The sequence below is a fragment of the uncultured Tateyamaria sp. genome, from assembly GCF_947504105.1.
In the GTDB taxonomy this organism is placed as follows: Bacteria; Pseudomonadota; Alphaproteobacteria; order Rhodobacterales; family Rhodobacteraceae; genus Tateyamaria.
In genome coordinates, this window is the sequence record NZ_CANNGP010000034.1 from 1 (window position 1) to 11979 (window position 11979).

Genomic DNA, 11979 nt, shown 5'->3' on the forward strand with positions numbered 1-11979 from the left:
TCTCCGACTTCTGCTTGTCGGTATAAAACGTCCGCCCGCGGTACTTCATATCTAAACACTCAATCTCTCTCATAAAACTAAAGTGTTGCGACCACCCCTGGAATCCTCACCCGCAAACTGTGAGTTCGACCAGACCAAGCTCTGCTGCCGCGGCGAATGTAAGCAATACGGGTTGCGACTGCAACAAGTCGGCACGTTGACGAGTGACCGCTATGGGCCGTTAGACCAACTTTGCAAAGTCCGCGTACTGCGCTTTGCAGCCATATTTTGCACCTGCCGCATCAGACGGTTTTGGTGAGAAGTCCACCCCGCGTTTGTAGTTTAGGGCGGGGTCACTTTCATTTGTCGCAACCGCGCCGACATACCGGCGACCAGCAGACGCCGGATGTATCGGTCTACCTGCTTCATGATCCGGCCCAATCGTTCCTTTCCGCCACTTGAAAAGCTCACTGGGGTCAGCCCGAGCCAAGCGGCAAGTTGTCGACCATTTTTGACCTGTTTTGCATTGTCGACGGTGGCCAAGATAGCTGATGCAGTCATGGGTCCAACGCCTGGGATTGCGCGCAACAGCATTACACGCTTGTCCAATTTCGAGTGCAGCCGCATGCGCACCTTATACCAGCGGAAGCGAAGATGCACGGCGACGAGCTTGTAATTAAGCTGCTTGAGTACACCCACCGCAACCTAAGGTAAACTTGGCTTGCCTCTACCCAAAACACCCTTGGCACAATTGACGGATGCTCCAGTTCCCTACGGGATGATGATACCAAAATTCGCCAGCAAACTGCGCAATACATTACTAAGATGGGTCCATTGCCTGAAGATCAGATCGCGGGCCCGATGAAGAAATGGCGACGCTTGTCGGGCTTCTGACTTTGGCGTGACGAGACGCATCGTTGGTCTTGTAACAGCTTCACATATTGCCCCAGCGTCAACGTGGCCAGGTTTGCCGCGTTTGACATAGGGCTTCATATAATTGGTCAGGATCAACCGCACATCATGGCCCAGCTTCGAGAGTTCTCGCTCCCAATAATGGCTGGATCAACACACCTTCATCTCACTAAAAATGGTTCAAGCTTCTCGAAAAAGGGTATGAATTGAGCGCGCCGTAGCACTCGATTGAACACAACCGTAACATTCTCAGTAATCCCATGGACTTGAAAGACATATGTGGCCCAATCGATACCAATTGTTGCAACTTGCATTGGGTAGCTCCTTTCCTGGCAGTGATACATAACTGCGCTATAGCGCAGTGCGACACCAGGGGAGCAGGAGCTATCCACCCCATCAGCTTTGGCGGGTCGAACCGAGGGGTTTGACCGTTGGTATCCTTTCCACTCTGCGGTCCGGTTATGTCAATTCGGTGCCGCCATCAGCGCGTCGTCGATTTTTGCGCGCCCACACTGCTGCGGGGTGCGCCGCCAGGCGTTTGACGTATTTCGCAGATCCTTGTCTATCAAGCAAAGCACCGAGCATCTTTTCTCAGAGAATTTGTGAACCAACACATACATCAGCGGCATTGAACGCCCCTCCGGTGGCATCGCGGCAAGCGCGTCGGCGACCGCCTCCAGCGAGCCGTAACTGGACCGCTCTGGCGCCTGCAGGTCGTCGGGCAGTTCAAAACTGAAGTAGGAGTTGGTGATTGCCACCTCGCCTGGTTCCGCAGCGAAGGACATCCAACACCGGTAGACCGCGTTTTCAGGGGTGCCTGGCCTGGTTCCGGAGCGAGAGTCCTACCTCACGGAAGACGGCAGCCAGGCAAGCGCAGCGGACAGCGGCTTCGGTCACTACGGCGTACCCATGCCGCATAGTCGGAACCTTGCCCATAGGATTAATCTTCAGATAGTCCGGCAATTTCATGGGCGGCCCATAGTCTAGAACACGCGTCTCGTAGGGCTGACCCACTTCCTCTAACATCCAACGCACGATGCATCCGCGTGACATGGGATTTATGTAAAAGATGATCCCAGCCATTGGTGGTGCCTCCTTGTTCGCCATTTGATTGGCAATATTCGGCCATCGCGCCGATGTATGATTAAAGGAACACGGAGAGGTGCTATGGACGGGAACTAGCGTTTTCTCTCATCACTGGCAGAAGTCGCAAGCTCGAAACCTTTCGCAATGCACGCCGCGTTTCTCCACAAAAAAACCCGGGCACTCAGGCCCGGGCAAGTCCAACAGGGAGGTGCATGTTTTGCCGCAACGCGGCCCCGACATGCGCGGGTGTTTGTACATCTAAACCATACGCATCAGCATGCGCTTTGACTCAGATCAACCTTACGCCATCAGACGATATCCACCGGATTCGGTCACAAGAAGGCGGGCATTTGACGGATCTGGTTCAATTTTCTGGCGCAGACGGTAGATATGCGTCTCAAGCGTGTGGGTCGTGACGCCTGCGTTGTACCCCCAAACCTCGTGCAGAAGCACGTCGCGCGCCACCACGCCTTCGGTCGAACGGTAGAGGAACTTGAGGATGTTCGTTTCTTTCTCCGTCAGGCGGATTTTGCGGTCATCCTCGGTGATCAGCATCTTCACGGACGGCTTGAACGTATATGGCCCAAGGGTAAAGACGGCGTCTTCGGACTGTTCATGCTGCCGCAACTGGGCACGGATGCGGGCCAAAAGGACAGGGAATTTGAAAGGTTTGCTGACATAGTCATTAGCGCCTGCATCAAGGCCAAGGATCGTGTCGGCGTCGGTGTCGTGACCCGTCAGCATCAGGATAGGCGACTTGACCCCCTGCTTGCGCATCACACGGCACAGTTCGCGGCCGTCCGTATCGGGCAGACCCACGTCAAGGATTACGAGGTCGTAGATCGCTTCCTTGGCCTTAACCAGCGCGTCCTGACCGTTGCCAGCCTCGAACACGTCGAAATCTTCGGTCATGATCAGCTGTTCGCTGAGCGCCTCGCGCAGGTCTTCGTCATCGTCGACCAGCAGGATTTTCTTCAATTGCGCCATGGGCCTCTTCTCCCTTGATGTTAAATGATAGATGCGCTGCCGTTGTCATTTCAGCAAGTTATGGGCGTTTTGTTTCACGCCCATGTGTCGGTGAGCGGGCAAATGTTTCAATTCTTGTGCGATTTGCTTATGTCGGGTGGGGCGACGAGAGGGATTTGTTACATGGGACTGGGCCCGGACATCACGGAAACGCTGGCACGGGCACGGGCCGATCTGCGGATGGGCGTGCCGATTGTGGTGCTGGGCGACGCCCATGTGCTGGCTGTAGCCGTCGAGACTTTGACAGAGGCACGTTTGGTCGGGATGCGCGCCCTTGGCGCGGCACCAGAGCTGGCGCTGACAGGCTGGCGGGCGGATACGTTGAAGGCGCGCGTTTACGATGGTGATGTGGCCCGAATTGCGGTGCCCGATGCCGCCGCGCTGGGGTGGTTGAAGTCTCTGGCCGATCCCGCGGATGATTTAGCGACACCGATGAAGGGGCCCTTACGTTCTGTCCGCGACGGGGATGCGGCCCCGCATCGTGCAGCACTACAGCTGTGTAAGTCGGCGCGGCTATTGCCCGCTGCGCTCTGTGTTCGGATCACCGAGGGCTTGGCGTTTGCCGCCACACATGGGCTGACGGCTGTTCCACTTGCTTTGGCAGCGCCATTGTTGGGCGGCTCAAGCCTGCTGCATCCTGTCGTTCAGGCCCGATTGCCGGTCGAGGCATCCGAGGCCGGGCGGTTGCATGTCTTCCGCCCCGAGGATGGCGGGGAAGAGCACTATGCGTTCGAGATTGGCCGCCCTGATCGTGGCAGGCCCGTTCTGGCCCGCTTGCATTCGGCCTGTTTCACGGGCGACGTGATGGGCAGTTTGAAATGCGATTGCGGACCACAGTTGCGTGGCGCTTTGGCACAGATGGGGGCCGAGGGTGCGGGTGTTCTGCTGTACATGAACCAGGAAGGGCGCGGGATTGGCCTTGCCAACAAGATGCGCGCCTATGCATTGCAGGATCAGGGATTTGACACGGTTGACGCGAACCACCGCCTTGGGTTCGAGGATGACGAGCGGGACTTTCGTTTGGGATCGGATATTCTGAAGTCCTTGGGCTTCAGTGCCGTGCGTTTGCTGACGAACAACCCTGCGAAGGTGGCGATGATGGAAGCCAGCGGCGTCACCGTGGCCGAGCGTGTGCCGTTGAAGGTGGGTGAGAACCAGTTCAACCGTGACTACCTGGCGACCAAGGCTGCGAAATCGGGACACCTACTGTGACACCGCGGGACATGGTGGTCACGCCACGCGGTTTGCGGTTTGCCGGGCGGTGGTTTCCCTGCACGATTGGCAAGGGCGGCATCAGCGACACGAAGCGTGAGGGCGACGGAGCCACACCCCGCGGCTGTCACAGGATTGTGGGTATGTTGTATCGTCCGGATCGCATGGCGGCCCCTACAGATTGGGCTGTGCCAATACACCCCGGTAACCTGTGGTCTGACGATACTGACGACGACGATTACAATCACATGGTGCGCGCGCCCTATGCGCCAAGTCATGAAGTACTGCGCCGCGCCGATCCGCTTTATGACCTGGTCATTCTGACCGATTGGAACTGGCCCTATGCCGTGCCAGAACATGGATCTGCGATCTTTATCCATCGCTGGCGAAGGCCCGGTTTTCCAACGGAGGGATGTATCGCGCTGAGACCCGATCATCTGGGATGGATTGCGCGGTGTATCCGTTACGAGACACGGCTGATCGTTATCTGACCGCGAAGCGCTTGGTTGGCCCGCAACGGGATCGGAATGTATCCCGGCCCTACGCAGAAGCGGTGCGTGCACCGAAAATCGCAGAGCCAACGCGCACATGGGTTGCGCCCAGTGCGATTGCGCTTTCGAAGTCGCTGCTCATCCCCATGGACAGGCCCGTCAAATCGTTGCGCGCAGCAATTTTGGCCAAAAGGGAGAAGTGGAGCGATGGCTCTTCATCCACCGGCGGGATGCACATCAAACCACGTACCGGCAGTGCAAGCGCACGGCATTCGGCAATGAAGGCATCCGCATCTGCGGGCAACACGCCTGCTTTCTGCGCCTCTTCGCCCGTGTTGACCTGAAGAAAAAGTTCCGGGCATTTGCCCATCTCTTGCGCAAGCCGCGCAATGGTTTTGGCCAGTTTGGGGCGGTCGACCGAATGGATGGCCTGGAACAGCTCCATCGCCTGTCGTGCCTTGTTGCTTTGGAGGGGGCCAATCAGATGCACGTTGATTTCGCCATATTGGTCGCGGAAATCGGGCCATTTGCCTGCCGCCTCCTGCACACGGTTCTCGCCAAAAAGGCGGTGTCCTTCATCCAGTACCGCTTGAACCCGGTCCAGCGGCTGCACTTTGCTGACTGCGATCAGATTGACCGTATTGGCTGCCCGCCCGGCCTTCGCACAGGCGGCTTCGATCCTGGAGTTAATTTCGGAAAGGGACATGGGTGCACCTGTTGCGTCGGGATATCACGCAGAAAGCATGGTGCGGACGCAATTGCAAAGGGGCCAGAAATGAAAAGGGGCAGGCCAACGGCCCGCCCCAAATCTTTTGGATGTCGTCAACTATCAGAAGTTGAAGACCACACCCAGGTCGGCGAAGGTGTCGCCGTCTTGCAGTTGGCCAACACCACCGCGCAGCGATACACCACCGCCCAGCGAGTGCTGGAAGCCGATGCCGTACACTTCGTCTTCGTCATCAACGCCGGTGTCAGCAAATGCGAAACGGATTTCGGTTGCTGCGCCAACATCGTACTTGACCGAGAAGCCATACGACGTGTCGTCATTGGCATCGTAGTCAGCGATCAGGATCGAGAAGGCCAGTGCGCCGATTTCGCCGCCGAACGACAACGCGTAGAAGTCGTTGTCAATCGAAGCAGTCGATGTATCGGTTTCGGTGGTGAAAGCGTCTGCGTCTTCGTTACCGAATGCAACACCAACCGAGTAGTTGCCGAAGTTGTAGCCGAAGCCAATCTGATACTCTTCACGCTCGATGTCGTCGCCTTGAGCGGCACCAGCTGCAACCAGTTGTGCATCAAGGGTACCGTTATCTGCTGCGTCTGCAGGAACACCACCAACACGCGCATCATCAGTGATCGAAGCAGACACTGTGAAATCACCAACAGTGTAGCGCAGTTTCACAGTAGGCGCGATATCGTCCGATCCTGTGCCGAAGCCCGAAGCAGGCAGGCCAAACCCTGACGACTGTTCGATCGACGATGTCAAACCAACACCGTAACCGTAGTAGTCAACGACATCACCCGAGTCGAGCACGTCGGACACGTGGCCAACGTCCAGGCGGAAGCCGCCGGTCGAAACGGCAAAACCTGCTGCGGAGTTGTTAGCAACGTTGGACGAGCCATTCGCATTGTCATCTGTTTGGAAGCGGATACGGCCTTCAAATTCCAGACCATTGTCGGAAGTTGTTGTGCCGGTCGCAGTCAGACGGAAACGCTGTTCGATGCGAACGTCGTCATTGCCTGCAGTAGCATCGTTGCCTTCGTCATAAACGAGGCCGAAACGGCCAAAGCCGCCAAAGCTAACTTCTGCAGCGGCCATGCCAGTCGTGGCAACCAGTGCAGTTGTAGCGAAGAGAACTTTTTTCATGAGTTTTCCCTCGGTTTTCAGTCACACGCCCTAACCGGGGAATCCGGTGAGGGGATGGATGCTGTCTCAACCATTTGCCGGGTCATCTCAAGCGACGCATCAGGTCAGGGCCGCAATTCGGACATGGTTGGTGCAGCTTTGCCACAGTACCGCCATCCCACAAAGGTCACTTTTCTATCACGTCTGCCTGGTATGTGACCCTGTCTTGCGAGCGCAGGTCAACTTGGCTATCACGGGCGTCAACGAATATGGGTTGGGAATTCCGATGCTTAAAACGCGCGTGTTGGGCCGGTTGGCCGTTCTTTCCTTGGCGGTGTTGCTGGCCGGGTGCGGCGGGCGCATTGGCTTGACCGATCCTGACTCTGAACGCATCGTCGGCGACGGCGACAGCGCGCGCGAGCGCGATATCCGGTCAGGAACAACTCTTGGTGAGGCTTTGCGTGCGCGGCGCAACCAGGAATCCATTGTTCGCGTCAACAAGTACATTTGGTCAGCCAGCCTTCAGGTCTTGGATTTCCTTCCAATTCAATCCGTTGATCCGTTCACTGGGGTAATCGTTACTGGGTTCGGCACCCCTCCCGGCGGCGGACGCGCCTATCGCGCAACCGTTCTGATCGGGGATCCGGCGCTGGATGCCCGTTCGCTCAACGTCGCCTTGCAAACGCGCAATGGCCCGGCCAGCACAGCGACCGTGCGGGCGATCGAAGATGCGATCCTGACACGGGCTCGCCAACTACGGGTGGCTGATAACCGCCTTTAGGCCCTTTCGGCGCACCCCATTCCCTATTATCAGATGCGCCGGGCTTCATGCCCGGCGTTTTTACATTCAGGACCAGAACCCATGGCCACCTATACCCCATCCGAGATCGAAGCCCGCTGGCAGGCCGCCTGGAAAAAAGCCGGCGTGTTCACCGCAACCCGCAGTGCCGACAAGCCGAAGTACTACGTGCTCGAGATGTTCCCCTACCCCTCGGGCCGCATCCACATGGGTCACGTGCGCAACTACACAATGGGTGACGTGATTGCCCGCTACAAGATGTCGACAGGTCATAACGTGCTGCACCCAATGGGCTGGGACGCGTTTGGTATGCCAGCCGAAAACGCTGCCATGGCCATTGGCGGCCACCCGAAGACGTGGACCTATGACAACATCGCCGACATGCGCGGGCAGATGAAACCGCTGGGCCTGTCCATTGACTGGTCTCGCGAATTCGCAACCTGCGACCCGGAATACTATGGCCAGCAGCAGGCGTTGTTCCTCGACATGCTCGAAGCCGGTCTTGTCTACCGCAAGAACGCCCAGGTAAACTGGGACCCAGTAGACATGACCGTACTGGCCAACGAACAGGTGATCGACGGCAAGGGTTGGCGCTCGGGGGCCGAGGTGGAACGGCGTGAGCTGACACAGTGGTTTTTCAAGATCTCCGATATGGCCGGAGAGCTGAAAGACGCGCTTGGCCAGCTCGACAACTGGCCCGCCAAGGTGCGGCTGATGCAGGAAAACTGGATCGGTGAGAGCCGCGGCATCGACATTCCCTTTGACCGTACGGATGGGAATGGCGTCATCCTTTGCTATTCCACACGTCCCGATACGATGCGTGGCGCGTCGTTTATTGCCGTATCGCCCGACCACCCGGTCGCCAAGGCGCTTGAGGCGGACAACCCGGAGCTTGCCGCGTTCATCGATGAATGCCGTAAGATGGACACCACTGAAGCGGCCATGGAAAAGGCGGAGAAGAAGGGCATCGATACAGGTATCCGGGTCAAGCACCCGGTCTATCCTGACGTCGAGCTGCCAGTCTGGATCGGCAACTTTGTCCTGATGGACTATGGCACCGGCGCCGTATTTGGCTGCCCTGCGCACGATCAGCGCGATCTCGACTTTGCGCGCAAATACGATCTGAACGTTCAGAATGCTTTTTACATGCCCGGTGACACCACCGAGGTAGAGAACGAAGCGCTTGTTCCGACCAAAACGGAAAAAGTCGACTTCATCGACCACTTTGCAGGCATCGGTGAAGTCACAAGTCAGGAAGCCATCGACGCCACGATCGATTATTTCGAAGCCAACGGTCTTGGGAAGGGTCAGACACAATACCGTCTGCGCGACTGGGGCTTGTCCCGCCAACGCTATTGGGGTTGCCCGATCCCGGTTGTCCATTGTGACGATTGCGGCGTGGTGCCAGAGAAGAAAGAAAACCTGCCGGTCGAATTGCCCGACGATGTCAGCTTTGACATTCCGGGCAACCCACTTGATCGTCATCCGACATGGCGGAATGTTCCTTGCCCATCATGCGGCAAGCCGGCACAGCGCGAAACGGACACGATGGACACGTTCGTTGACTCGTCGTGGTACTTCGCTCGCTTTACAGCGCCGCGCGCGACCACGCCCACCGATCTGGAGGACGCAGCCTATTGGATGAATGTGGACCAGTACATTGGCGGCATCGAGCACGCGATCTTGCACCTGCTTTATTCCCGCTTTTTTGCGCGGGCCATGCGCATTACCGGGCATTTGCCACAGGGCTGTGAAGAACCTTTTAACGCGCTGTTCACGCAAGGGATGGTGACGCACGAGATCTATGTGACCCGGGACGAGAACGATCGGCCTGTCTATCACCTGCCCGAGGATATCGAGTGGACCGAATCCGGGGCCCGCCTTGGTGCCACTGGCGCCATGGTCCAAGTTGTCCCGTCGGCCAAGATGTCGAAGTCGAAAAAGAACGTGGTCGATCCGCTTGGCATTATTGCCAGCTACGGGGCAGACACGGCACGCTGGTTCGTGCTGAGCGACTCGCCGCCTGAGCGCGATGTGGAATGGACCGCAAGCGGGGCCGAAGCAGCATTCAAGCATCTGTCTCGCGTTTGGAACATTTGCGACCGCATCGGACAGATGGACAAAGAAGCTGCGGGCACGGGCGACGATGACCTGCTGCGCGTCATGCACAAGACGATCCATGATGTGACTTTGGGCGTCGAATCCTTTGGCTTCAACGCGGCCATCGCCAAGCTCTATGGCTTCACCGCAACCTTGCAAAAGTCCAAGGCCAGCTATGCCGCCCAACGCGAGGCCGTCATGACGCTTGCCCAGCTCATGGCCCCCATGACCCCGCATTTGGCCGAGGACATATGGGCACATCAGGGCGGCGACGGGCTTGTTATCAACGCTCCCTGGCCGAAGGCAAACGAGGCGATGCTGGTGTCTGACACCGTCACCTTGCCCATTCAGGTCAACGGGAAACGGCGTGGTGAAATCACCATACCTGCCGACATGGACAAGGCCGAGCTTGAAAAACAAGCGCTGGCAACCGAAGCTGTGCAAAAGGCACTGGACGGCGGCACCCCCAAGAAGGTGATCGTCGTGCCGGGCCGTATCGTCAACGTGGTGGTCTGACCAAAATGCGCATCATTGCAGCCCTTGCCCTGACCTTTCTCCTGACCGCCTGCGGGTTCGAACCCGTCTATGGCCCGGGGGGCACGGGCACAAAGCTGCAAAACCGTGTGCTGGTCGACACGCCCATCGACCGCGAAGGCTTCCTTCTGGTGCGGCAGTTGGAAGAGCGGCTGGGGCGCGCGGGTGACCCCGCCTACCGGCTTGGCATCGAGTTGGCGGTGCGGGAAGAAGCGCGCGCCATCGACCCGGATGGAGACATCCGCAGGTTCCACGTGATTGGCGATGCCACGTATACGCTTTCGGACACTGCGACAGGTGCCGTTCTGCAATCTGACACTGTGGATAACTTCGTGGGTTATTCGGCAACCGGCACAACTGTTGCGACCCTTACGGCCAAACGTGATGCGGTCGAACGGCTTATGACCATCCTTGCAGACGAAATTGTTCTGCAGTTGCAGGCCTCTGACCTGTGAAACTGAACACGGGCCAGGCGACCGCGTATTTTTCCAAACCGGACCCGGATGCAGCGGGCCTGTTGATATACGGTGCCGACGGCATGCGCATCGCGTTGAAGCGCCAACAGGTTGTTGCGGCGCTGATCGGGCCACAGGGTGAGGAAGAGATGCGCCTGACCCGGATTGCAGCGGGTGATTTGCGCAAAGAGCCCGCTCTGTTGCTGGACGCGGTCAAGGCCATCGGGTTTTTCCCCGGCCTCCGCGTTGCCTTGGTCGAGGATGCAAATGAAACCGTCGGACCCATCATCACGGAGGCCCTGTCGGACTGGGCGCCCGGGGATGCACAGATCGTGGTCACCGCGGGCGCGCTGAAACCCACATCGAAACTGCGCAAGGCATTCGAGGCACACCCATCCGCCCATGCTGCTGGCATCTATGACAATCCGCCCACACGGGACGAAATCGAGCGCGACCTGACCGCGGCAGGCATCACCAACCCGCCGCAAGAGGCGATGCACCTGCTGATGGACCTCGCACGCCAACTGGAGCCGGGGGATTTTCGACAAACACTGGAAAAGGTCGGGCTGTACAAGCTGAACGATCCGGACCCGCTAAGCGCAGACGACATTGCCGCTTGCGCGCCAGCCTCAATCGAAGCGGATGTCGACGACGTTCTGCTGGTTGTGGGTGACGGAAACGCAGCGGCCATCGGCCCGGTGATGCAGCGGTTGCAGGCGCAAGGGGTAAACGCGGTCAGCTTGTGCATTGGTGCCATGCGCCATTTTCGGTCGCTGCACCGCGCGGCATGCGATACCTCCGGTCGCCCTCAAATCTGGGGGCCTAACCGTGACAAGATGCTGGCACAGGCGCGAAACTGGGGAGCGCCCAAGCTGGAAATGGCCCTGACGGAACTGACGGACACTGACTTGCAGCTGCGCTCAGCCGGTCAGAATGCGCCAGCCCTGGCGTTGGTCGAACGTTGCTTCATCCGGCTTGCCATGCTTGCGCGTCGATAGACCAAGCAGGCGTCCTCCTCAGGTTCCAGGAAAATCTTTAGGGGCACTGGGGCAGAGCCTCCTCAATAAAGGCGTCGCATAAGCGGCCTTTGGATCACAGGTGCTCTTGGGGTGGGGCCGAGAACATGGCGGTGACCTGAGCGTCGGTCATCTGGTGCCGCCCTTCACCGGCAAAAGCGTAGCCATCCGGTTTCAGGTCAATATACAATTCACCAGTCAGTGGAATACCTGACGGGTCGGTCAAAGTCCCCATGCCGACATGCATCTCGCCGTTCAGCGGACCGGGCGCCGTCACCCTGTAGAACACCGACGATCCACAGGTTTTGCAGAACGCCCGCTCTGCCCATTCGGACGAGGTGTAAACGGTCAAATTATCCTCTCCCTCGATCTGCATTCCGCCCTTGGGCACCTGAATGCCCATAAACACGCCGCCTGACCATTTACGACACATGCTGCAATGACACGCGCCGGTTTCAGTCACGGGTTCGGTTATGGTGAACTTCACTGCCCCACAAATACAGGATCCTGATCGTGACATGAC

Annotated in this window: 13 protein-coding genes; 6 read left to right on the top strand and 7 right to left on the bottom strand. The window is 58.1% G+C overall.

All coding sequences use genetic code 11. From position 1 onward, the window contains the following. Nucleotides 1-321: 321 nt before the first annotated feature. From Q1A75_RS17650 to Q1A75_RS17665, 4 genes are all read right to left on the bottom strand, one after another. Nucleotides 322-540 carry a transposase gene (locus Q1A75_RS17650; protein WP_366142216.1) on the bottom strand — a complete coding sequence of 73 codons (219 nt, stop codon included), beginning with the start codon at nucleotides 538-540 and terminating at the stop codon, nucleotides 322-324. Nucleotides 541-1355: 815 nt separating this feature from the next. After that, on the bottom strand, nucleotides 1356-1676 hold the full coding sequence (locus tag Q1A75_RS17655) for a hypothetical protein (RefSeq protein ID WP_299553506.1): 321 nt from the start codon (nucleotides 1674-1676) through the stop codon (nucleotides 1356-1358). A gap of 22 nt (nucleotides 1677-1698) precedes the next feature. Then, nucleotides 1699-1998 (bottom strand): glutathione S-transferase N-terminal domain-containing protein, encoded by a 300-nt coding sequence (locus tag Q1A75_RS17660; RefSeq protein WP_366142217.1) that lies wholly within the window; start codon nucleotides 1996-1998, stop codon nucleotides 1699-1701. Between the two features lie 279 nt (nucleotides 1999-2277). Continuing rightward, nucleotides 2278-2964: a response regulator transcription factor gene (locus Q1A75_RS17665; protein ID WP_189367454.1), complete on the bottom strand. Its 687-nt coding sequence runs from the start codon at nucleotides 2962-2964 to the stop codon at nucleotides 2278-2280. Nucleotides 2965-3126: 162 nt separating this feature from the next. Here Q1A75_RS17665 and ribA point away from each other — a divergent pair, with 162 nt between their 5' ends. Beyond that, nucleotides 3127-4215 carry a GTP cyclohydrolase II gene (gene ribA, locus Q1A75_RS17670; protein ID WP_299553509.1) on the top strand — a complete coding sequence of 363 codons (1089 nt, stop codon included), beginning with the start codon at nucleotides 3127-3129 and terminating at the stop codon, nucleotides 4213-4215. Next, nucleotides 4212-4706 (top strand): L,D-transpeptidase family protein, encoded by a 495-nt coding sequence (locus Q1A75_RS17675; protein WP_299553512.1) that lies wholly within the window; start codon nucleotides 4212-4214, stop codon nucleotides 4704-4706. Before ribA ends, Q1A75_RS17675 begins: the two co-directional genes overlap by 4 nt. Nucleotides 4707-4755: 49 nt before the next feature. Here Q1A75_RS17675 and Q1A75_RS17680 read toward each other — a convergent pair whose 3' ends face one another. Continuing rightward, a complete protein-coding gene (locus Q1A75_RS17680; RefSeq protein WP_299553515.1) occupies nucleotides 4756-5412 on the bottom strand; it encodes a YggS family pyridoxal phosphate-dependent enzyme in 657 nt (218 codons plus the stop codon). 123 nt (nucleotides 5413-5535) lie between these two features. After that, the gene (locus Q1A75_RS17685) at nucleotides 5536-6573 is read right to left on the bottom strand and encodes a porin (RefSeq protein WP_299553518.1); all 1038 of its coding nucleotides are present in this window, start codon (nucleotides 6571-6573) and stop codon (nucleotides 5536-5538) included. Nucleotides 6574-6838: 265 nt separating this feature from the next. Between Q1A75_RS17685 and Q1A75_RS17690 the strand changes: the two genes are divergently transcribed. The 4 genes from Q1A75_RS17690 to holA all read left to right on the top strand — a co-directional run bounded on the left by Q1A75_RS17690 (nucleotide 6839) and on the right by holA (nucleotide 11438). Beyond that, nucleotides 6839-7333: a DUF3576 domain-containing protein gene (locus Q1A75_RS17690; protein ID WP_299553635.1), complete on the top strand. Its 495-nt coding sequence runs from the start codon at nucleotides 6839-6841 to the stop codon at nucleotides 7331-7333. Nucleotides 7334-7414: 81 nt separating this feature from the next. Then, complete coding sequence (gene leuS, locus Q1A75_RS17695) at nucleotides 7415-9967, top strand: leucine--tRNA ligase (RefSeq protein WP_299553521.1); 2553 nt, start codon at nucleotides 7415-7417, stop codon at nucleotides 9965-9967. A 5-nt stretch (nucleotides 9968-9972) separates the two neighbouring features. Next, nucleotides 9973-10440, top strand: coding sequence for an LPS assembly lipoprotein LptE (gene lptE, locus Q1A75_RS17700; protein ID WP_299553524.1), 468 nt, complete (start codon nucleotides 9973-9975; stop codon nucleotides 10438-10440). After that, entirely contained in the window at nucleotides 10437-11438 is a 1002-nt protein-coding gene (gene holA, locus Q1A75_RS17705; RefSeq protein ID WP_299553527.1) for a DNA polymerase III subunit delta, read from the top strand. The genes lptE and holA overlap by 4 nt, the downstream gene beginning before the upstream one ends. Before the next feature lie 94 nt (nucleotides 11439-11532). Here holA and Q1A75_RS17710 read toward each other — a convergent pair whose 3' ends face one another. Continuing rightward, nucleotides 11533-11976 (bottom strand): GFA family protein, encoded by a 444-nt coding sequence (locus Q1A75_RS17710; RefSeq protein WP_299553530.1) that lies wholly within the window; start codon nucleotides 11974-11976, stop codon nucleotides 11533-11535. Nucleotides 11977-11979: the final 3 nt, after the last annotated feature.